This is a genomic window from Kitasatospora sp. Root107, assembly GCF_001424875.1.
In the GTDB taxonomy this organism is placed as follows: Bacteria; Actinomycetota; Actinomycetes; order Streptomycetales; family Streptomycetaceae; genus Kitasatospora.
In genome coordinates this window covers 60182-81056 of record NZ_LMCT01000025.1, presented here as the reverse complement: position 1 = coordinate 81056, position 20875 = coordinate 60182, and the positions used below count along the sequence as shown (strand labels likewise).

At 70.6% G+C, this 20875-nt stretch carries 18 protein-coding genes; 14 read left to right on the top strand and 4 right to left on the bottom strand.

The features are described from left to right. Positions 1-22 precede the first annotated feature (22 nt). Positions 23-1021 carry a hypothetical protein gene (locus ASC99_RS22030; RefSeq protein ID WP_157531674.1) on the bottom strand — a complete coding sequence of 333 codons (999 nt, stop codon included), beginning with the start codon at positions 1019-1021 and terminating at the stop codon, positions 23-25. Positions 1022-1398: 377 nt separating this feature from the next. On the opposite strand from ASC99_RS22030, the gene ASC99_RS22025 reads away from it, so the two are divergent. Further along, entirely contained in the window at positions 1399-2706 is a 1308-nt protein-coding gene (locus ASC99_RS22025; RefSeq protein WP_057234724.1) for a hypothetical protein, read from the top strand. 36 nt (positions 2707-2742) lie between these two features. On the opposite strand, the gene ASC99_RS22020 is transcribed toward ASC99_RS22025, so the two are convergent. Then, positions 2743-3504, bottom strand: coding sequence for a hypothetical protein (locus ASC99_RS22020; protein WP_157531673.1), 762 nt, complete (start codon positions 3502-3504; stop codon positions 2743-2745). A gap of 196 nt (positions 3505-3700) precedes the next feature. Between ASC99_RS22020 and ASC99_RS22015 the strand changes: the two genes are divergently transcribed. Continuing rightward, the gene (locus tag ASC99_RS22015; RefSeq protein ID WP_057234720.1) at positions 3701-3991 is read left to right on the top strand and encodes a hypothetical protein; all 291 of its coding nucleotides are present in this window, start codon (positions 3701-3703) and stop codon (positions 3989-3991) included. Between the two features lie 63 nt (positions 3992-4054). Here the strand turns inward: ASC99_RS22015 and ASC99_RS22010 are convergent, their stop codons facing one another. Beyond that, on the bottom strand, positions 4055-5338 hold the full coding sequence (locus tag ASC99_RS22010; RefSeq protein ID WP_057234718.1) for a glycoside hydrolase family 16 protein: 1284 nt from the start codon (positions 5336-5338) through the stop codon (positions 4055-4057). A gap of 296 nt (positions 5339-5634) precedes the next feature. Between ASC99_RS22010 and ASC99_RS22005 the strand changes: the two genes are divergently transcribed. From ASC99_RS22005 to ASC99_RS21995, 3 genes are read left to right on the top strand one after another with little or no spacing between them, the layout of a single operon-like run. Further along, positions 5635-6477: a nitrilase-related carbon-nitrogen hydrolase gene (locus ASC99_RS22005; protein WP_057234716.1), complete on the top strand. Its 843-nt coding sequence runs from the start codon at positions 5635-5637 to the stop codon at positions 6475-6477. A gap of 11 nt (positions 6478-6488) precedes the next feature. After that, entirely contained in the window at positions 6489-7886 is a 1398-nt protein-coding gene (gene hydA, locus ASC99_RS22000; RefSeq protein WP_057234714.1) for a dihydropyrimidinase, read from the top strand. 12 nt (positions 7887-7898) lie between these two features. Then, complete coding sequence (locus ASC99_RS21995; protein ID WP_057234713.1) at positions 7899-8915, top strand: TIGR03842 family LLM class F420-dependent oxidoreductase; 1017 nt, start codon at positions 7899-7901, stop codon at positions 8913-8915. A 28-nt stretch (positions 8916-8943) separates the two neighbouring features. Here ASC99_RS21995 and ASC99_RS21990 read toward each other — a convergent pair whose 3' ends face one another. Further along, positions 8944-9318, bottom strand: a complete 375-nt coding sequence (locus ASC99_RS21990) for a hypothetical protein (RefSeq protein WP_057234710.1) — start codon at positions 9316-9318, stop codon at positions 8944-8946. Positions 9319-9509: 191 nt separating this feature from the next. Here ASC99_RS21990 and ASC99_RS21985 point away from each other — a divergent pair, with 191 nt between their 5' ends. From ASC99_RS21985 to ASC99_RS21945, 9 genes are all read left to right on the top strand, one after another. Further along, positions 9510-10322 (top strand): dimethylarginine dimethylaminohydrolase family protein, encoded by an 813-nt coding sequence (locus ASC99_RS21985; protein WP_057234708.1) that lies wholly within the window; start codon positions 9510-9512, stop codon positions 10320-10322. A gap of 33 nt (positions 10323-10355) precedes the next feature. Next, complete coding sequence (locus tag ASC99_RS21980) at positions 10356-12062, top strand: FixH family protein (RefSeq protein ID WP_235583092.1); 1707 nt, start codon at positions 10356-10358, stop codon at positions 12060-12062. A gap of 100 nt (positions 12063-12162) precedes the next feature. Beyond that, positions 12163-13461, top strand: a complete 1299-nt coding sequence (locus ASC99_RS21975) for an MFS transporter (RefSeq protein WP_057234704.1) — start codon at positions 12163-12165, stop codon at positions 13459-13461. Between the two features lie 244 nt (positions 13462-13705). Further along, entirely contained in the window at positions 13706-14533 is an 828-nt protein-coding gene (locus ASC99_RS21970; RefSeq protein ID WP_057234701.1) for an isocitrate lyase/phosphoenolpyruvate mutase family protein, read from the top strand. A 128-nt stretch (positions 14534-14661) separates the two neighbouring features. Continuing rightward, positions 14662-15897: an MFS transporter gene (locus ASC99_RS21965; RefSeq protein ID WP_057234699.1), complete on the top strand. Its 1236-nt coding sequence runs from the start codon at positions 14662-14664 to the stop codon at positions 15895-15897. 175 nt (positions 15898-16072) lie between these two features. Further along, complete coding sequence (locus ASC99_RS21960; RefSeq protein WP_235502709.1) at positions 16073-17551, top strand: ATP-binding protein; 1479 nt, start codon at positions 16073-16075, stop codon at positions 17549-17551. 140 nt (positions 17552-17691) lie between these two features. Continuing rightward, positions 17692-18972, top strand: coding sequence for a SidA/IucD/PvdA family monooxygenase (locus tag ASC99_RS21955; protein ID WP_057234697.1), 1281 nt, complete (start codon positions 17692-17694; stop codon positions 18970-18972). Next, positions 18972-19340 carry a cupin domain-containing protein gene (locus ASC99_RS21950; RefSeq protein WP_057234695.1) on the top strand — a complete coding sequence of 123 codons (369 nt, stop codon included), beginning with the start codon at positions 18972-18974 and terminating at the stop codon, positions 19338-19340. The genes ASC99_RS21955 and ASC99_RS21950 overlap by 1 nt, the downstream gene beginning before the upstream one ends. Further along, positions 19337-20875 (top strand): class I tRNA ligase family protein, encoded by a 1539-nt coding sequence (locus ASC99_RS21945; protein ID WP_057234693.1) that lies wholly within the window; start codon positions 19337-19339, stop codon positions 20873-20875. The genes ASC99_RS21950 and ASC99_RS21945 overlap by 4 nt, the downstream gene beginning before the upstream one ends.

The following is a 20875-nucleotide window of genomic DNA, read 5'->3' as shown; positions in this document are numbered from 1 at the left end:
ACGGTCGGGTGCTCTTCTTGTGTCAGTAGCCGCCGAAGCCGCCGAAGCTGCCGTGGCCGCCTGCGTAGCCGCCTGATCCGCTGGTGCCGGTGCCACCGATGGAGGGGTGGGATGAGCTGGGGTTTGGCGGGGGTGATGTGAAGGTGCGGTAGTCCTCGGAGAACAGTTCCCGCCACCAGCTCCCGAAGCTCACGCCTTCCAGCTCACGCTCCGTCTCGGTGATCGCCGTACTGTCCCACTCCAACTGGACCGGCATCAGACCTTCGAGTGCTTGGCGCAGCGCCGGCAGGTCGACGGGTCCGTTCACCTGCGGCGAAGTCGGTGCGGGGCGGCTGCCGGCGGATACGTCGTACCGGGAGATGTGCGCGGTAGGCCGGCCGTTCGTTGCCACCGATGACCAGACCCAGACAGGCCGTTCGGCGAGCTCGGCCCTGCGGCGCTGTGCCTGCTTTGCCTGCCGTGCGTTTTCGGCGGCCTTGCTCTTCTCGTCATCGATCGCCTGCCAGATCTCCATCCCGATCGGCTTGTATGCCTCACTGGCCTCCCGGATGACCCGCTCGTAGCGCCTCCGGGTCTTCTCCCATTTGCGCAGGGCGAGAGGTGCGGCGAAGCGCCTCCACTGCGGGACGGACGAGGCACGACGGTGGGCGGCCACCAGGTCGGCGCTGATGTCGTCCATGACGGTGGCGTAGGCGATGGCGCCCTCGGCCCAGCGCCGGCAGGTCTCCGCCGTGCACGGCACCAGGCACCTCTCCCGGAGGCTCATCTGGATTTGGCGACCCGCGTTGTCGAAAAGGAACTGTAGGCCTTCGTCCCGCCGCTGAGGGGTTCGCACCAGGAACAAGGAACGTACGGGCATGGAACCTGCGCGTTCTGTGCGCCATGCGTCGTAGCGCCACGGATCCTGGTGTTCCAGGACATGAACTTTGCCGTCCTTGGGACCGATCACTTCACCGGCGCGCTCCTGCTGAGGCAGCACCGGCTGGTAGGTGGAGAGGTATGGCAGTTCGAAGCGTCTCATCGGCTCCCCATTTCCCCGTGCTTCCGTGCCCCATGGTGTCGTGGTAGCCGCCCGCCAGGCAATGTCTGCGCAGCGCCCATAGTCCGGTTTCACCGTCACAGCCGGGACCGGCGTCTCCGGGTACCTGGCCCGCCGTCCTCGTCGTTCTGCCGGCCACGGACGCGCGGAACTCTTCGAGGCTCAGCTGCAACGGGCCTACGCCAGCGGCGTCGTCCTCCACGACGGGGCAGCACTCGTCCGCGACGGCATCAGCATCTGCCCCGCCGGGTGGCCGGGCCGGATTCTCTCGCTCGCCGCTGCTGGGCCTCGCGGAGCTTGAGCAGCAGGCGGGGCCGCCCCGGGGTGGGCTGTCGGGGTGGTGGGAGAGGATGGCGGCCATGACACTGTTCCCGGTCACCGTGCCCGCCTCGCTGATCCAGTCGCACGGGCTCGACCCGGATGCCGACGGCTGGGGGCAGGAGGTCCGGCACGCGGTGGGAACCGCGAGCGGGGACATGTACGTGCTGAGCGGCCTGCGGCGGTCCGTCCCGCGCGGGGTGGAGGAGGGCGGGCAGGGCTTCACCTACCAGCTGATCACCCGTCACGATGCGGACGGCGCGACCGTCGCCACCGCCGTCATCGGGTACGAAGTCCCGGGCGGCACGCCGTCGGCGATCAGCTGGGGCAAGGAGGCGAACCTCGCGGTGCTCCCGGACGGAACGCTCGCGCTCAGCTCCCGGCCCGGCAACACCCATCTGCTCTCGCCCGGCCTGGACGAGCTGCTGGCCGGCTGGCGGATGTCGGCGATGCCGTGGTCCAGGGACGAGGGCTCCGCCGACGACCCGTTCGCCGCGTCCATTGCCGTCACCCCGGCGGGCCGGCTGGTCTGCCTGACCTCCGAGAACCGGCTCGGCAGCTGGGGCATCCCGCTGCCCAACCTGGTCGCCGTCACCGAGCCCGGCGCCGTGCCCGTCCTGGGCCACAAGCCCGTTCTACGGGCCCTCGCCACGCTGGAGTCCTCCGCCGCCCGGCAGACCGAGGAGGACGCTCACCCGCACATCCGCCATGGTGACGGGCCGGTGGTCCGCGACAACCGGCCCTCGCCCTCGCTCGCTCAGGCCATGGTGAGTCTCCTCGGCGGCAGCGTGCACGACTGGCACAACGCCTTTCTGACCCGCCCCGTCCCGCTCGCCGACGACCTGTACGTCGTGCCGGTGTTCGGCCGCACCTACCGCGCGGGCAGCCGCGGCCAGTCCTTCGCCTTCGCCCTGCTCGACGACCACGGCACGGTACGGGGCCGCCTCGACGGCCTCGACCTGTACCAGGACAGCCCCTACACCGGCGAGAACTTCACGGTGGTCGCCGACCCGCACAGCGCCCGCGCCTTCCACCTCAACCGCTACGGCCTGTACGCCTGGACGGCCGACGGCGCCCTGCGCGCGAAACTCCCCACCGCCGACGCCCCGTTCAAGGCTCTGACCCACTTCGCCCTGCTGACCGCCACCCCCACCGGCGACCTGCTGCTCGCCCACCGCAAGCAGCACCTCGTGATGCGCGTCCCTGTCCCCGCGGACCTCGCCGACCTCCCTGCCGCCGTGGCGGACGCCCTCTCGGGTGTGGCCCGTGAACGCACCGCGCTGAAGAAGCGTCACTCCCCGGTGAACTGGCTCTGGTCGGAAGACACGGGCGCGGTGCACCACCTCTGAACGGGCATCCTGGCGGGCCTCCCAGTAGCCCGTCGGCTACAGCGCGGGGTACTCGTCGAAGCCGTCGTACCCGGCGCCGGCGGCCGTCAGGGCGAGCCAGCCATGGCCACGGACCGGCGTGTCGGTGGTGATCGCGGCCGGGTCCACGGACAGGTTGGCGGCAGCAGTGTTGATGCCCGTGGTCTGCGACCGGCCCGGGTCCTCGCAGTACGCCTCGTACTCGTCTTCGTCGTCCCCGAAGTCCGCGGCCGTCAGCACCACTTCCCACGGCAGGGGTGTGCCCGTCCACTCCGGCTCGTCGTCGCGCCAGTAGCCCCGGACCACCTCGCCGTCCTCCGCGGCCGCCCAGATCACCGAGTCCGCGAACGGGTCCTGGTAGAACACCTGGGCCCGGCCGCACACCTTGCTGAGCCGCTCGATCACCTGGTGCGGCCACCAAGACGTCGAACCGAGCGGGCTGTTCGCATAGATCAGCCGCCAGCCCGCGTACTCAGGAGTCACGAACACCCGGTACACAGGATCCGGCGTGTACTTGGTGTCCTCCGTCTGCAAGTCGTGCCCATAGCTCACCGTCACCGGGATCCGATCGTGCAGACCCAGCACCTCGAAGGCCGCCTCGTACGTCTCCCCCGGCACCGCCAACCACCAGTGATCCGGCTGCTCCTCGGGCTGCTCCTCAGCAAAGCGGCTACGGACGAGATCCTCCAACACGGCCCGGCTGCGCCCAGCTGCGCCGGTGGCGAGCAGGACGTCAATCAGGTTGGCAAGATCAGCTTCAGTGGGCATCGCGGAGGTCATGCGGGTGACCCTAGATCAAATGGCTGACACGCCGTCACAGGAGTAGCTCGACCAGAACCACTCCTCAAGCACCGTGTCCCGTTCGCGCGCCGCCACGGCCTGGCGGGTGGGGACTCGATCTCACCTGGGAACCCGCCACCGTACGACCCGCCAGAGCACCTTGCCCCGGTCAGCCGTAGCGGTCGATCATTCGCGGATGAGACCAGAAGTACAGGTATTCGTAGCCGACGGACCTCTCCCGGACTGGGACGCCGAAGGGGAGGAGAACGACCGCCGATACGACCAGATCACAGGCATCACCGAGCCCGTCACCGGCGAGGAAGCCCAGGCACTGGTCGCCTGCTTCGGACCGGACGACTGCTACGGCGCCGCCTGGGCCCTGCTGCACCTCATCGAGACCGGCCCGAACCCGGTCCTGACCACCGAGCCCGCGGTGTTCTCGGGCAGTGCCGGTCTTGGTGGGCCGGGCGTAGCACCGGGCCACTGAGAACCGGGCGGGCGGAGCCACTGACCTGGCGGCTCCGCCCGCGCTGGGGGCTGTGACGGGAGGTCAGCCCAGGGTCCATTTCTGGGCGGCGCTGTTGTTGCACGTCCACAGCTGGAGCCGGGTGCCGTCCGCCGAGGAGCCGTTCGGGGAGTCCAGGCACTTGCCTGAGCCGGGGTTCAGGAAGTCGTGGCCGGAGCGGTAGGTCCACTGCTGGGCGCTGGTGCCGTTGCAGGTGTAGAGCTGGATGACGGCGCCGTCGTTGTGCGAGGCGCCGTCCACGTCCAGGCACTTGCCGAAGGCGCGGACGGTGCCGTCGGTGCCCACCGTCCACTGCTGGGCGGCGCTTCCGGTGCAGTTGTGGAGCTGGATGGGCGTGCGGTCGGCGCTGGAGGCACCGGCCACGTCCACGCACATGCCGCCGGGGCCGGTGATCCGGCCGGTGTACGGCAGGCCGGAGCTGTCGCCCCAGGTGGTGGTGTGCACGTAGTCGACGGTCATGGTCTGCGGGTAGGTCGACGAGCCGTCAGGGCTGCCGGGCCAGTCGCCGCCGACCGCCAGGTTCAGGATGACGAAGAACGGGTGGTCGAACACCCAGCGGTTGCCGCCGAGGTCGGCCGGGGTCCGGGTCTGGTAGGCGTGGCCGTCCACCGACCAGGTGATCGCGGAGGGGCTCCAGTCCACCGCGAAGGTGTGGAAGGCGTCCGCGAAGGACTGGCCCGCCGCGAGGCTGTACGCGGCGCCGATGCCCGCCGCACCCGAGTAGCCGGGGCCGTGGATGGTGCCGTGCACGGTGCCCGGCTCGCGGCCGATGTTCTCCATGACGTCGATCTCGCCGCTGGTGGGCCAGCCCACCGAGCCGAGGTCGTTGCCCAGCATCCAGAAGGCCGGCCAGATGCCCTGGCCGCGCGGGATCTTGATGCGGGACTCGAAGTGCCCGTACGCCTGGGTGAAGGTGCGGGCGGTGTTCAGGCGGGCCGAGGTGTACTGGCAGGTGCCGTACCAGCAGGCGAGGCCGGAGTCGGTGTTGCGCCTGGCGGTGATGACCAGGTTGCCCTGGCCGTCCAGTGCGGCGTTCTGGGTGCCCGGCGTGTAGTACTGGAGCTCGTGGTTGCCGTTGCCCGAACCACCGGTCTCCAGCGTCCACTTGGCGGGGTCGACACCCGAGCCGGCCGGACCGTTGAAGTCGTCGTTCCAGCTCTGCGCGGCGACCGGTGCGGTGCCGTCCAGTGGGATGGTGCCGCCGGCGGGGGCCGACGGGGCGAGCAGTGCGGCCGCCAGCAGGCCGGCGCCGAGCAGGGACATGAGCCCGCCGAGCGGTCGGCGGCGTGGGCGAGTTGCAGCAGGCATGCGGGAACCACCCTTGTGTGGGGGAGGAAGGGGGACGACCTTGCTGAGAGCGCTCTCCGGTGAAATCCTACGGATCGCCTTCAAGTCATGGCAACGTCAATGCGCGGACTTCTTCTGGCGTGCAGGAAACGGGGCCTGACGGAGGCTCAGCGCCAGGGTTGGCGTTCGGGGAGTGAAGACGGCCGGAAGCGCTCTCTCGGTGAGAGAGAAGTTCCACTTCCCGGCGCGTGACGCGGGTCAGCGGGGGGCATTACTCCTAGTCTCACGCTCACACCGCTGCTGCGAGGGAGTCCGTCATGAGTCGTGTCGTACGTGCCGCCCTGTTCCAGACCACGTGGACAGGGGACAAGGAGACAATGATCGCGGCCCACGAGCGGGCGGCGCGCGACGCCGCCGCGCAGGGCGCGCAGATCATCGGGTTCCAGGAGGTCTTCAACGCCCCGTACTTCTGCCAGGTCCAGGAGCCCGAGCACTACCGCTGGGCCGAGCCCGTGCCGGACGGGCCGACGGTGCAGCGGATGCAGGCGCTGGCCAAGGAGCTGGGCCTGGTGATCGTGGTGCCGGTGTACGAGGTCGAGCAGTCCGGTTTCTACTACAACACCGCCGCCGTGATCGACGCGGACGGTTCCTACCTCGGCAAGTACCGCAAGCACCACATCCCGCAGGTGAAGGGCTTCTGGGAGAAGTACTACTTCAAGCCCGGCAACCTCGGCTGGCCGGTGTTCGACACGGCGGTCGGCAAAGTCGGCGTGTACATCTGCTACGACCGGCACTTCCCCGAGGGCTGGCGCGCGCTCGGCCTGGCCGGGGCCGAGATCGTCTACAACCCCTCCGCCACCAGCCGGGGCCTGTCCGCCTACCTCTGGCAGCTGGAGCAGCCCGCCGCCGCCGTGGCCAACGAGTACTACATCGCCGCGATCAACCGGGTCGGGGTGGAGGAGTACGGCGACAACGACTTCTACGGCACCTCCTACTTCGTCGACCCGCGCGGCCAGTTCGTCGGCGAGGTCGCCTCGGACAAGAAGGAGGAGCTGGTGGTCCGTGACCTCGACCTGGACCTGATCGAGCAGGTCAGGCAGCAGTGGGCGTTCTACCGGGACCGGCGCCCGGACGCCTACGGCCCGCTGACGGAAGCGTGAGGGGGCGTCAGATGACCCGTACCGTGATCCGTGGCGGCCTGGTGATCACCGCCGCCGAGGAGATGCACGCCGACGTACTGATCGAGGGCGAGCAGGTGGTCGCGCTGGCCGCCACCGGCAGCGACGTCGCCGACGGCTGGACGGCGGACCGGGTGATCGACGCCGGCGGACAGTACGTCATCCCCGGCGGCGTGGACGCCCACACCCACATGCAGCTGCCGTTCGGCGGCACCGAGGCCAGTGACACCTTCGAGACCGGCACCCGGGCGGCCGCCTTCGGCGGTACCACCACCATCGTGGACTTCGCGGTCCAGGCGGTCGGCTCCTCGCTGCGGGCCGGGTTGGACGCCTGGCACGAGAAGGCGGCCGGGGTCTGCGCGATCGACTACTCGTTCCACATGATCCTCGGCGACGTGAACGAGGCCAGCCTCAAGGAGATGGACCTGCTGGTGGGGGAGGGGGTGACCTCCTTCAAGCTGTTCATGGCCTACCCCGGCGTCTTCTACAGCGACGACGGGCAGATCCTGCGGGCCATGCAGCGCGGCGCCGAGAACGGCGGCCTGATCATGATGCACGCCGAGAACGGCATCGCGATCGACGTGCTGGTGGCACAGGCGCTGGCCGCGGGGAAGACCGACCCGCGCTACCACGGCGAGGTGCGGCGCGAGCTGCTGGAGGCCGAGGCGACCCACCGGGCGATCAAGCTGGCCCAGGTGGCGGGTGCCCCGCTGTACGTGGTGCACGTCTCGGCCGCCTCGGCGGTGGCCGAGCTGGCGAAGGCGCGGGACGAGGGCCTGCCGGTGTTCGGCGAGACCTGCCCGCAGTACCTCTACCTGTCGACCGACAACCTGGCCGAGCCGGGCTTCGAGGGCGCCAAGTACGTCTGCTCCACGCCGCTGCGGCCGCGCGAGCACCAGGCGGCGCTGTGGCGGGGGCTGCGCACCAACGACCTCCAGGTGGTCTCCACCGACCACTGCCCGTTCTGCTTCGTCGGGCAGAAGGACCTCGGACGCGGGGACTTCTCGAAGATCCCGAACGGACTGCCGGGCGTCGAGAACCGGATGGACCTGCTGCACCAGGCCGTGGTGGAAGGGAAGTTGACCCGGCGCCGGTGGGTCGAGATCGCCTGCGCCACCCCGGCCAGGATGTTCGGCCTCTACCCGCGCAAGGGCACCATCGCGCCCGGCGCCGACGCCGACCTGGTGGTCTACGACCCGACGGCCGTGCAGACCCTCTCGGCCGCCACCCACCACATGAACGTCGACTACTCGGCGTACGAGGGCAGGCAGCTCACCGGCAAGGCCCGCACCGTGCTCTCCAGGGGCGCGGTGGTGGTCGACGGTGACGTCTACCTCGGCCGGGCCGGGCACGGCCGCTACCAGCCGCGCTCGACCTGTCAGTACCTCTAGAGGAGAAGCGATTTGGACATCGGCCTTGTACTCCAGACCGACCCGCCCGCCCGCCTGCTGGTCGAGCGGATGGTGCGCGCCGAGGCGGCGGGCTTCACCCACGGGTGGACCTTCGACTCGGTGGTGCTCTGGCAGGAGCCCTTCGTGATCTACAGCCAGATCCTGGCGCAGACCTCGCGCCTGACGGTCGGTCCGATGGTGACCAACCCGTCGACCAGGACCTGGGAGGTGACCGCCTCACTGTTCGCCACCCTGAACGACATGTTCGGCAACCGGACGGTCTGCGGGATCGGGCGCGGTGACTCCGCGATGCGGGTGGCCGGCCGCCGCCCGGCCACCCTGGAGCGGCTGTCCGCCGCGATGCGTGCGATCAAGGAGCTGGCGGAGGGCCGGGAGACGGAGGTGGACGGCACCCCGATGCACATCCCCTGGGTGCGGCCCGGCGCCGAACTCCCCATCTGGATGGGCGCATACGGACCGAAAGCGCTCGATCTGACGGGACGTCAGGCTGACGGGTTCATCCTGCAGTTGGCCGATCCCTACCTGACCGAGTGGATGGTCAAGGCGGTCCGCACCGCCGCCGAGCGGGCCGGGCGCGACCCGGCCTCGATCACGGTCTGCGTGGCCGCGCCCGCCTACGTCACGGCCGACGACTCACCCGAGGCGCTGGCGCACGCCCGGGAGCAGTGCCGCTGGTTCGGCGGCATGGTCGGTAACCACGTCGCCGACCTGGTCTCCCGCTACGGCGAGCACTCCGGCCTGGTGCCGGACGCACTGACCGACTACATCCGGGACCGGCACGGCTACGACTACGCCCACCACGGCCGCTCGGGCAACCCGGACACGGCCTTCGTCCCGGACGAGATCGTCGACCGGTTCTGCCTGATCGGCCCGGCGGAGGCGCAGCTCGCCAAGCTCCGGCAACTGCGCGACCTGGGCGTCGACCAGTTCGCGGTGTACGCGATGCACGACGCGATCGAGTCCACCATCGACGCGTACGGGGCGGAGGTGATCCCCGCCCTCGGGTGAGACCGCGCGAGCGCCGCGTCGCCGTAGGTCAGCGACGCGGCGCTCGCCCGTGTTCGGACAGCTCGCGGTACACGGCGTCGGGGTCGCGCTGGGTGTAGTAGGCGAAGTGCAGCCGGACCGAGCCGTCCGCCCCCGCCAGCGTGGCCAGCCCGCCCTGACCGGCCGTCAGCAGCCGCGCCTGCTGCCCCCACTGCTGCGCCACCACCGCGAGCGGAGTGCCGCCCTCGGCCTGCGCCGCCCAGGTGGCCCGACCGCCGTGGATGGACGCGAGGTAGCGGTCCGCCAGGACGGCTTCGATCGCCGCACGGATCGTCAGGTCAGCCGCGACGTCCCGCTCCTCTTCGTGCGGTGCGTCCGCGTCGTCGCCCATCGCGACGCTGTCCCTGGTCAGCTGGAGCTTCATGGGGAGAGAGCCTACGGGACCTGCCGTCGGCCCGAGTTGATTGTTTCGAGGCCCGATGATGGCGACCAATTCGACGCTCTGTTGAACTCGTTGATGAGCGCAGGCCCCCACCAGGTTCGGCCGGTGATCCCGGTCCGCTCCGTCAAGTCGGCTCGACCGAGCCGGTACCGACAGGCCAGGAGGAATGAATCGTGAACAGTGCACTGCTGGTTTCCGACGCTGCCCACTTCCGGGTCGACTACGAGATCAACCCGTACATGCACACCGAGATCCAGCCCGATCTGGCGGCCGCGGTCGCCGAGCACGAGGCGATCGTGGCCGCGCACCTGGAGGCCGGCCGCAAGGTCGAGTACGTGCCGTCCGCACCGGAGTGCCCGGACATGGTCTTCACCGCCAACGCCGCCGTGGTCCGCGGTGACCGAGCGGTCCTGGGCAACCCTCCGCCGGAGCGCAAGGCCGAGGTCTCGTACTTCCAGGAGTGGCTGACCTGGCGGGGGTACGAGGTGATCGAGGTGCCCTACGCGTTCAGCGGCCAGGGCGACGCGCTGGCCTTCGGCGACCTGCTGCTCGCCGCGTACGGCCAGCGCACCGACCAGCGGATGCTGGCGGTGCTGGCCGAGGAGCTGGAGTACGAGGTGGTGCCGCTGCAGACCGTGAGTTCGCGCTGGTACGACCTCGACCTGGCCGTGGGCGTGGTCGGCCTGCCGAACACCCTGGCCTACTGCCCGCAGGCCCTGGACGCGCCGAGCCTGCGGCGGCTGCGCGGACTCGGGGCCGACCTGATCGAGGTGTCGGTCGAGGAGGCGGCGAAGTTCGCGCTGAACCTGGTCGGCGACGGCACCACCGTGACCATGACCAAGGGCGCGCCGCGGCTCGCCGCCGAGCTGCGCGAGCGCGGCCTGAAGGTGATCGAACTCGAGACCACCGAGCTGGCCAAGGGCGGTGGCGGGGTCCGCTGCACCGCCCTGACCCTGGACAACCCGCCTGCCAGGACGTCCTTCTGACGTCGGGGCAGGAGTGGCACCGCCTAGATTGAGGTGCCGATCATCTACATGCTGTTCGGAGGGGCGGGAACCGCAGCCGCGCACGCGGCACTGGTCTCGACCGACCCGGCGCAGAACTCGGTGGTGCCGTCCGCACCGTCCGCCGTCACGCTGACCTTCAGTGAAGGCGTGACGCTCAGCGCCGACTCGGTCCGGGTCCTCGATCCGGCGGGGAAGCAGGTGGACGCGGGCGACACCGGACGCGCCGACGGCAAGGGCGACACCGCGCGGGTCACCCTGCACACCGGTCTCGCCAACGGCACCTACACGGTGGCCTGGCGGGCCGTCTCGGACGACTCGCACCCGGTCAGCGGCGCTTTCACGTTCTCGATCGGGGCGCCCTCGGCCACCGTGGTGCCCGCCGACTCGACCCAGGGCGTCAAGACGGACGGCCTGATCTCGTTCATGTACGACACCGGCCGGGTGGCGGCGTACGTCGCGTTCGCGCTGCTGGCCGGAGCGGTGGCGTTCGTGCTGGTCTGCTGGCCGGCCGGGGCGGCGGTCAAGCAGGTGCAGCAACTGCTGGTCACCGGCTGGCTCGGCCTGCTGGTGGCGACGGTGGTCCTGCTGCTGCTGCGCGGCCCGTACGAGCGGGGCAGCAAGATCGCGCAGGCCGCGGATCCGGCGCTCGCGCACGTCTCACTGGACGGGCGGATCTACACCGCGCTGGCGGTCCGGCTGCTGCTGCTCGCCGTGAGCGGGGTCTATCTGGCGGTGCTGGTCGGGCAGTTGGGCCAGCCCGGTGAGGAGCCCGCACCGCGAAGGGCCCGCTCCAGGCTGGGCCTGACCGGGGTGCTGCTGGCGGTCGCGCTGTCGGCGACCTGGGTCGGCACCGACCACTCGGCGGTCGGCATCCAGGTCTGGCTGTCGCTGCCGACGGCCGTCCTGCACCTGCTCGCGATGGCGGCCTGGCTGGGCGGCCTGGCCACCCTGCTGGCGGGGCTGCGGCAGGGTGTCGGGGCCGAGAGCGTGGCGCGGTTCTCCCGGGTGGCGTTCGGCGCCGTGACGGTGCTGGTGCTGACCGGGGTGTACCAGTCCTGGCGCGGGGTGGGCTCCTGGAGCGCCCTGGTCGACACCGAGTACGGACGGTTGCTGCTGATCAAGATCGGCTGCGTCGCGGTGATGCTCGGGGCGGCCTGGTTCTCGCGCCGGTGGATCGCCCGGGTGCGGACCGAACCGGCGGCGGACGGCGCAGCCGCGCGGTCCGGGCTGCGGCGCTCGGTGCTGGTGGAGGCGGCCGTCGCGGTGGCGGTGCTGGTGGTGACCACGCTGCTCACCAGCGCACCGCCCGGACGGGTGGCCCAGGCGGTCGCCGCCCTGCCGAAGAGCACTGTGGCGCCGGCCGCACCCGGCCGGGGGGTGGAGCTGAAGCTGCCGTACGACACCGGTGGGCGGACCGCGAACGCCAAGGGCACCGCGACCGTGGGCATCGCCCCGGTGGTGGTCGGCAACAACACCGTCCGGCTGGCACTGAACGATGCGGGCGGACAGCCGGTGGAGGTCGCGGAGATCGAGCTGACCTTCACCCTGCCCGCCCGGGACATCGGGCCCCTGACGGTGGCCCTGCAACCGGAGGGGACCGGACGTTGGACGGGTACCGCCCAACTCCCGCTGGCGGGTGAGTGGGTGGCCTCGCTGTCCGTCAGGACCTCCGACATCGACCAAGCAACGTCCGTGCAGAAACTGACGATTGGGAGCTGAGCGAAGCATGGGATCACGCACCGCCGGGCCATGGCCCGAACCTGACAGAGTTGAGGACCAGCGCTATCCGGAACCCGACCGGGGCGAGCACTCTGGCCAGGTGATTCGAAACAAGCAGATCTGGCCATGGATGATTGCGGCCATCGGTTTCGTCGCGCTGGTCGGCGCGGCGGGCTTCCGGGCCACCCCGGGTGCACTGGTGGAGCCGCTCAAACAAGAGTTCGGTTGGTCGTCCGGCACCATCGGACTGGCCATGTCGGTCAACCTCGCGCTGTACGGCGTCACCGCGCCGTTCGCCGCGGCCCTGATGGAGCGCTTCGGCGTCCGCAAGGTGACGGCCGGTGCGATGACCCTGATCGCGCTGGGCAGCGGTCTGACCGTGTTCATGACCTCGGCGTGGCAGCTGGTGCTGCTCTGGGGCGTGCTGGTGGGCCTGGGCGCCGGATCCATCTCGCTCGGTTTCGTGGCGACCATCGGCACTCGCTGGTTCGTCAAGCGCCAGGGGCTGGTCACCGGCATCCTGTCGGCCGGCGGTGCGACCGGTTCGCTGATCTTCCTGCCGCTGGTGGCCTCGCTGACCGAGACCTCGGGCGGCTGGCGGACGGCCGCGATCGTGGTGTCGCTGGTGGCACTCGCCACGGTGCCGCTGATCCTGCTGTTCTTCCGCGAGCACCCCGCCGACCTGGGGATCCCGCCGTACGGCGGGGACGAGATCGTGCCGCCGGCGGCACCCACGGGCAGCGCCGCCAGGCTCGCCGTCGACGGGCTGAGGCAGGCCGCGAAGACCCGGACGTTCTGGCTGCTCGCGGTCGGCTTCGCGATCTGCGGCGCCACCACCAACGGACTGGTCGCGACCCACTTCATCCCCGCCGCCCACGACCACGGCATGCCGACCGTGACCGCGGCCGGCCTGCTCGCCATGATCGGCATCTTCGACCTGATCGGCACCATCCTCTCCGGCTGGCTCTCCGACCGGGTCGACTCGCGCATCCTGCTGGCCGTCTACTACGTGCTGCGCGGCCTGTCGCTGCTGGTGCTGCCCTCGCTGTTCAGCGAGGAGATCAGCGGGCCCATGGTGATCTTCGTGATCTTCTACGGCATGGACTTCATCGCCACCGTGCCGCCGACCGTGGCGCTCTGCCGGGAGCACTTCGGGATGTCGGCCGGGATCGTGTTCGGCTGGGTCTTCGCCTGTCACCAGCTGGGTGCCGCGTTCGCCGCCACGGCGGCCGGTGTCACCCGCGACAGCTTCGGTGACTACGCGCCGGCCTGGTACGTCGCCGGTGTCCTCAGCGTCGGCGCGGCGCTGCTGTCGATGCGGATCAAGCGGGCCCCCGTCGAGAGTGCCCCGGAGGCTCCGGCCGCCGTGGAGCTCGTGCCGGAGGAAGCACGCAGCTGAGCACGTCATCTCGTCCGCACCACCCGTCGCCAACGCCGAAGCGGCGTCTCCGGATCACATCACCGGAGACGCCGCTTCGGCGTTGGCGACCGTCGTGTGCGCCCGTCCCCGAGCCCGGTCTGACGAAGTGTCAGGGGGTGAACGTCGCTGGTGGATGACGTGATGGAGTCCGTTCGGTTCCGTTGACGGTGCTTCGATCGAATAGGGAGTATTCCGGTAAAACCCCCTTACTGAAAGGTGCGTCATGACGAACAGTCAGCAGGCCAAGGCCGTCCTCCTCCGCGAGCTGCACAAGGACGGTGTCCTGGTGCTGCCGAACGCCTGGGACGCCGGGAGCGCGGCGCTCATCGGCCAGGCCGGTGCCAAGGCGATCGCCACCACCAGCGGCGGGGTGTCCTGGTCGGCCGGCCGGCCGGACCAGCAGGCGCTCAGCCGGGACGAGATGGTGGCGGCGGTCGCTCGGATCGTCGACGCGGTCGAGCTGCCGGTGACCGCCGACATCGAGGCCGGGTACGGGCCCGCGCCCGAGGACGTGGCGGCCACCATCACCGCGGTGATCGGCGCCGGAGTGGTCGGGGTGAACCTCGAGGACTCCAAGCCGGACTACTCGCTGTTCACCGCCGAGGAGCAGGCGGCCCGGATCCGCGCGGCCCGGCAGGCGGCCGAGCAGGCCGGTCTGCCGGAGTTGGTGATCAACCTGCGTACCGACGTGTTCCTGTTCGGGATCGGCGAGCCGGAGGGCCGCCAGGCCGACGTGCTGGCCCGCGCGGCCGTCTATGCCGAGGCCGGGGCGGACAGCCTGTTCGTGCCGGGCCTGCTCGACCTCGCGGTGATCGCGGAGCTGGTGCAGGGCCAGCCGCTGCCGGTGAACGTGATGGCCGGTCCGGGTGCGCCGACGGTGGCCGAGTTCGAGGCCGCCGGGGTGCGCCGGGTGAGCGTCGGCACCGCCGTCGCGCAGGCCGCCTACACGCTGGCCCAGCGGGCCGCCGCCGAGCTGCTCGGCAAGGGCACGTACGACGAGCTGGCCGGCGCGCTGGACTTCGGCGCGGTGAACAGCAGCTTCAACCGCTGAGCGGTTGAACGGGCCGCACAGTCGGCCGAGTCCCACCTCAGCTGGAACGTACGGGCGGTGAGGTCCGGGCAGCACCTCGGTGCCCGGACCTTTCCGAACCGTGCACAGCCAACCGGGATCGAGGACTGATGACCACTACCACCAGCACCGCCAAGAGAACGGACGCCCCGCAGGGTGTCCTGGCCACCCTGCGGGAGACACCCGCCGAGGTCAGGTACCTGCTCGGGGGCGTGCTCGTCAACCAGATGGGCGCGTTCGTCCAGACCTTTCTGGTGCTCTACCTGACGGCCCGTGAACTGTCCGTCGGCCAGGCGGGTTTCGCCCTCACCGCGTACAGCGTGGGTGCGGTGCTCGGCACCGTCCTGGGGGGTGAGCTGACCCAGCGGTTCGGGCCCAGGGCGACCATCGTCGGCGCGATGTCCACGTCGGCGGTGATCCTGGCGCTGGTCCCGACCCTGGCCGGGCCCGGCCGGTTCGCGCTGCTGCTGGCGGCGATCGCCCTGGCGGGCCTGGCCACCCAGTCGTACCGGCCGGCCGCCGCGGTGCTGCTCAGCGACCTGATCCCGGACGAGCACCGGGTGATGGGCTTCTCGATGATGCGGATAGCGATGAACGGCGGCGCCGCGCTCAGCCCGCTGATCGCGGCCGGGCTGATCCTGGTCGACTGGGACCTGTTGTTCTACCTGGACGCGGCCACCGCGCTCGGCTACGCGCTGCTCGCGCTGACGCTGCTGCCCAAGGTGGCCGCGCCGCAGGAGGAGAAGACCACGGACGAGCCCGGGTCGCGGCGCGGCGCCTACGCCGTGCTGTTCCGGGACGGGCGGTACCTGGCCTTTCTGGCCTCGGTGCTGCTCGGTTCGCTGATCTACGTCCAGTACACGGTGGCGCTGCCGCTGAAGATCACCGAGGAGGGGCACCCGGCCGCGCTGTACAGCGGGGTGCTGACGGCCTCCTCGGTCATCCTGATCCTCTGCGAACTGAAGATCACCAGCTATGTGAAGGGCTGGAAGCCGTACGTCGCCGGGGCCGGCGGCACCGCCCTGATGGGTCTCGGGGTGGCGGGCTACGGCCTGCCGTTCGGCTCCAGCGTGACGATCGTCGCCTGCACGGTGCTGTTCGTGTTCGGGGTGATGACCAGCGGACCGACCATGTTCGCGCACCCCGCCACCTATCCCGCAGCGGTGAAGACCCGTTACATCGCCGCCCACCAGGCCACCTTCGGGCTCGGCCTGGCGCTCGGCCCCACGCTGGGCGTCTTCGCCTGGAGCACGCTGGGGAACGGGATCTGGGCGGTCTGCGGGGTGCTCGGCCTGATCGCCGCGCTCTGCGCCCGGGTGGGCATGCGGGGAAACCCCGCGGTCTGACGAAGTCACGACGCACGGAGGAGTTGAGCGGCCGGAGACACCGGCCACCAAGGCCCGCCGTGCTTTTCCGTAGGTAACACCCGGGGGAGTGGACCGGCCGGAGACACCGGCCGCCCATTCCCCCGGGCATTTCCGTCGGCACACAGGCCGTCTGTGTGCGAGTGAGCAAAAGGGGATGAAGAACATGGGGAGGCCGGAGAAGCCGGTGGACGAGACGGGCGGCGCGGTCGCGGAGTTCGCGAGCGGGCTCCGTCGACTGCGTGCCAAGGCTGGCAACCCGACCTATCGGGACATGGCCAGGACCGCGATGTACTCCGCCTCGGTGCTGTCCAGCGCCGCCAACGGACACCGACTGCCCACCCTGCAGGTGGCGTTGGGGTACGTGGAGGCCTGCCGGGGCGATCGGGAGGAGTGGCGGCGGCGCTGGATGGTGGCCGCCGCGGGAGGTGGTGTGCCGATGGTCGGGCCGCGTGCGGCGGTGTCCTTCACCGAGCCGGCCGCCGAACAGCGCCCGTCGGCGCCGGCGCCGGCGTCGGCGTCGGCACTGGTGTCGGTGCCGGAGCAGCGGGTGCCGGGGGCAGGAGTGCCCGCAGCCGGTATGCCGAGGCCGGCCCAACTGCCGCTGCGCCCGCAGGGGTTCGTCGGCCGGGCGGCCGAGCTCGCCCGGCTCGGCGGGCCCGGCGGCAGCCCGGTGCTGATCAGCGGGCGGGTCGGGGTCGGCAAGAGCGAGCTGGCGCTGCGGCACGCGTACGACCTGGCCGACCGGCTGGTGGACGGTCAGCTCTACGCGGACCTGGGCCCGTTGACCAAGGCCACCTTCAACCTGTCGGAGCTGGTCGGCGGCTTCCTGTCCGCGCTCGGGGTGCCGCCGGAGCGAATACCGGCCGCACCGGACCAGCAGGCCGGGCTGTTCCGCTCGCTGCTGGCCCGGCGCAGCGTGCTGGTGCTGCTGGAGAACGTGCACTGCGAGCGGCAGATCAGGCCGTTGCTGGCGGACAGCGGGACCAGCACCACCATCGTGGTGAGCCGTACCCCGCTGCTCGGCCTGCGCGACGTCCGGCGGATCAGGCTGGAGCCGCTGCCCCGGGCCGACTCGGTCGAGCTGATCGCCCGGGCGCTGCCCGAACGGGCCCAGGCCGACCCGGCCGGGGCGGACCGGCTGGCCGAGCTCTGCGGCGATCTGCCGCTGGCGCTGGACATCGCCACCCGCAAGCTGGCCGCCCGTCCTGACATCTCGCTGCGCTGGGCGGCGAGCCGGCTGGACTGCCCGGAGACCCTGCTGGACTGGCTGAGCGTCGGTGACCTGTCGATGCGTGAGTCACTCAACTCCGCCCATGTCCAACTGGGCGATCGGGCGGCCGAGTTGCTCGATCTGCTGGCGAAGCGGGCCGATTCCGAGCTGCGTGCCGAGGAATCAATCCCGGCCGGAGCGGACGAATTGATCGACGAGTTGGTCGATGCGGGGATGCTCGGAGCCGGTGAACGGCAGGGCACGTACCGGGTCGACCCGCTGGTCCGGGCCTTCGTCTCGGACCGCGATCCGGCCCACAACCTGCAGCCTCGTCGGGAACTGCCCTTCCCGAGGATGCGGCCGGAGCCCACCGCCGGGCAGTTGTCCGGTCCGGCCGACCAACTCACCGCCGGCGCTGCTTGATCGGCCTTGCCGGACAAGGCTGCCGATCAACAGCCGCACTCGCTTGACTCGTCCTACCGAACGGCGCCGAACACCAGAACGGGGCCGGAACACCTACTCGCTCGAAGGGGCGGTAGGACGAGTAGCGAGGTGGCATAGCAATGACGAACCACGAGGTCGAGGTTCTGGCAATCGGTGCCGGCCCGTCCAACCTGGCCCTGGCGGTGGCGATCGAGGAGTCCGGCTCCACCGGTCTCGCCAACAACACCCTGATCCTGGAGCAGTACCCGGACGTGAAGTGGCAGCGGAACCTGCTGCTGCCCTTCGCCCGCAGCCAGGTCTCCTTCGTCAAGGACCTGGTGACCCTGCGCAACCCGCAGAGCCGGTTCTCCTTCCTCTCCTTCCTGCACGCCAAGGGCCGGCTCGACGAGTTCGTCAACCTCGGCACCTTCAACCCCTTCCGCCGGGAGCTCTCCGAGTACCTGCAGTGGGTCGCCAACTCGCTGGACCACGTGGGCATCCGCTACAACGCGAAGGGCCAGAGCGTCGCCCCGCGGCGGGCCGACGACGGCACCGTGATCGGGTGGCGGGTCACCCTCACCAACGGCGACACGGTGGACGCCCGGGACCTGGTGGTCGGCACCGGCCGGGACGCCCACGTCCCCAAGGAGTTCGCCCACCTCCCCACCGACCGGGTCATCCACAGCACCGCGTACAGCACCCGGATCGCCCAGTACCCGATCGACCGGCCGGTCCGGGTGGTGGTGATCGGCGCAGCGCAGAGCGCCGCCGAGATGTTCATGGCCGTGCACAAGGACCTGCCGCTCAGCCAGCCCACCCTGATCCACCGTTCGATCGGTCTGCAGAACTACCAGACCAGCAAGTTCGTCAACGAGCTCTTCTTCCCCTCCTTCGTGAACGAGTTCCACGACAGCCCGGTCGAGGCCCGGAAGCAGATCCTCGAGGAGATCCGGCTGACCAACTACGCCGGACTGGCCGCCCCGTTCCTGGACGAGACCTACTCGATGCTCTACGAGCAGAAGCTCTCCGGCTCGCAGCGCTCCGCCGTCCGGTCGATGACCGAGGTGCTGGAGGCCCGCGAGGAGGACGGCGAGGTGGTGCTGGAGCTGCGCGACCGCCGTACCGGCAAGACCGACCAGATCCGCTGCGACCTGGTGCTGCTCGGTACCGGCTACGACCAGCGGATGCCCGCGATGGTCCGTCACCTGGCCGGCCAGGTCGGCATCGAGGACATCGCGGTCAACCGCCGCTACCGGGTCGACCTCGGCGACTCCACCCGCGCCGGGCTCTACCTGCAGGGCTTCAACGAGGCCACCCACGGCATCTCCGACTCGCTGCTGAGCGTGCTGGCACACCGCTCGCACGAGATCACCACCGACCTGCTGGACCGTCGCACCGTCGCGGCCGAGCGGAGCCTGTGATGGAGATCCGTCGCCTCGACCGGGCCAACCTGACCCCCGCCTACGGCATCCTCGGCGACCCCCTGAAGCCCTGGGACGCGCTCAACGCCCCCTTCGAGGCCGCCTGGTGCGTGATCGGCGGCGGCGGGGAGTCCACCCCGCACTCGCACCACGAGTACGAGATCTTCATCGCGATGGCGGGCCGCTCGACCCTGGTGGTCGACGGCACCGACCACGAGTTCATCGCCGGCGACATCGTCCGACTCCCGCCCGGCTGCACGCACAAGGTGGTCAACAACCACCCGGAGGACTTCGAGTACTACGGGATCTGGTGGGACACCGAGATGTCGGACCTGTTCCTGGCCCGTCACCACAAGGAGAACGCATGAGCAAGCGCGTGGCGGTGATCTCTCCCGCCCCGACCGCCAACGGAGACCTGCACCTCGGCCATCTCGCCGGGCCCTTCCTGGCCGCCGACGTCTACACCCGCTACCAGCGGGCGGCCGGCCGCGAGACGGTCTTCGGCACCGGCGCCCAGGACACCTCGACCTTCGTGGTCACCACCGCCCGGCGTCTGGGCACCACCCCCGAGGCCCTGGTGGCCGACTCGACCGCCCGGATCGAGGCCACCCTGACCGCGATGGGCATCGAGGTCGACGGCTTCAGCCGGGACGAGGAGCGGTTCACCAAGCTGGTGCTGGACTTCGTCGGCCGGCTGCACTCCGCAGGCAAGATCGTGCTCCGGCCGACCCGGTTCCCCTATCTGCCGAGCACCGGCGAGTACCTGGTGGACGGCTACGTGAAGGGCGGTTGCCCGGTCTGCCTGACCGAGGGCTGCGCAGGTCTCTGCGAGAGCTGCGGTCACTCGTCGGCGGCCGGCGACCTGATCGACCCACACTCCACCGAGTATCCCGACGCCGTCGTCGAGATGCGTGAAGTCCCGGTCCTGGTCCTGCCGTTGGAGGAGTACCGAGCACAGCTGAAGGAGTACTTCGCGAGCAGCGGGGCCGCGCTCCGCCCGCACATGGCGCAGGCCGTGCAGGAGATCCTGGCCGGCCCGCTGCCCGACCTCCCGATCACCTACCCGATCTCCTGGGGCATCCCCGCCCCGTTCCCCGAGGTGGCCGGGCAGACCATCAACCCGAACGCCGAGACGATGGCCTGGTCCATCTACACCACCGCACTCGGCGCCGAGAAGCGCGGCGAGCTGCTGACCGCCGACGACCAGCTCTGGTGGCCGGAGGCGGAGACCGAGGTGGTCTACTTCCTCGGCTTCGACAACACCTTCCCGTTCGCCATCGCCGGTGCCGCCATGCTGCTGGCGCTGGGGGACCGGTACGCCCTGCCGGCCGGGTTCGTCACCAACGAGTTCTACGAGCTGGAGCACCAGAAGTTCTCCACCAGCCGGGGTCACCTGGTCTGGGGCCAGGACCTGGCGGACCGGCTGCCCCGGGACGTCGGCCGGTTCCACCTGGCCGCCACCAGCCCGGAGAACCAGCGCACCAACTTCGGCTGGGGCGCCCTGGAGGCCGTCACCGGAGCCCGGCTGATCCAGCCGTGGAACCGGGTGGCCGCCAAGGTCGAGCGGTGGGCCGGACAGACCCTGCCGGTCTCCGCAGCCTCCCGCTTCGCCGCCGACCGGATCACCCAACGCTTCGCCGCCACCTACCAGTTGCCCGCCTTCAGCCTCGGCCGTGCGGCCGAGACGCTGGCCGAGCAGCTCGGCCGGCTGGACCGCTGGGAGGTGACCGCCGAGCTCGCCGGTGACTTCTGCCACCAGGTGGAGGCGGTCCTGCGCGGCGCCGCCCCGATCCTGATCGACCTGGCCGCCGCGGCCCTGGACGACACCGCCGTCCGGCTGCGGGACGAGACCACCGAGATCACCCCGAAGGTCCTGCCCCGGCTCACCGGTGGGGCGGTCTGA

Bases quoted from the DNA above. Each gene is read 5' to 3' on its own strand.
- ASC99_RS22030 (WP_157531674.1), bottom strand. From the start codon at position 1,021: ATGAGACGCTTCGAACTGCCATACCTCTCCACCTACCAGCCGGTGCTG.
- ASC99_RS21965 (WP_057234699.1), top strand. From the start codon at position 14,662: ATGACCACTACCACCAGCACCGCCAAGAGAACGGACGCCCCGCAGGGT.
- ASC99_RS21950 (WP_057234695.1), top strand. From the start codon at position 18,972: ATGGAGATCCGTCGCCTCGACCGGGCCAACCTGACCCCCGCCTACGGC.
- ASC99_RS21945 (WP_057234693.1), top strand. From the start codon at position 19,337: ATGAGCAAGCGCGTGGCGGTGATCTCTCCCGCCCCGACCGCCAACGGA.
- ASC99_RS22020 (WP_157531673.1), bottom strand. From the start codon at position 3,504: ATGACCTCCGCGATGCCCACTGAAGCTGATCTTGCCAACCTGATTGAC.
- hydA (WP_057234714.1), top strand. From the start codon at position 6,489: ATGACCCGTACCGTGATCCGTGGCGGCCTGGTGATCACCGCCGCCGAG.
- ASC99_RS21960 (WP_235502709.1), top strand. From the start codon at position 16,073: ATGAAGAACATGGGGAGGCCGGAGAAGCCGGTGGACGAGACGGGCGGC.
- ASC99_RS21955 (WP_057234697.1), top strand. From the start codon at position 17,692: ATGACGAACCACGAGGTCGAGGTTCTGGCAATCGGTGCCGGCCCGTCC.
- ASC99_RS21970 (WP_057234701.1), top strand. From the start codon at position 13,706: ATGACGAACAGTCAGCAGGCCAAGGCCGTCCTCCTCCGCGAGCTGCAC.
- ASC99_RS22010 (WP_057234718.1), bottom strand. From the start codon at position 5,338: ATGCCTGCTGCAACTCGCCCACGCCGCCGACCGCTCGGCGGGCTCATG.
- ASC99_RS22005 (WP_057234716.1), top strand. From the start codon at position 5,635: ATGAGTCGTGTCGTACGTGCCGCCCTGTTCCAGACCACGTGGACAGGG.
- ASC99_RS21990 (WP_057234710.1), bottom strand. From the start codon at position 9,318: ATGAAGCTCCAGCTGACCAGGGACAGCGTCGCGATGGGCGACGACGCG.
- ASC99_RS22015 (WP_057234720.1), top strand. From the start codon at position 3,701: ATGAGACCAGAAGTACAGGTATTCGTAGCCGACGGACCTCTCCCGGAC.
- ASC99_RS22025 (WP_057234724.1), top strand. From the start codon at position 1,399: ATGACACTGTTCCCGGTCACCGTGCCCGCCTCGCTGATCCAGTCGCAC.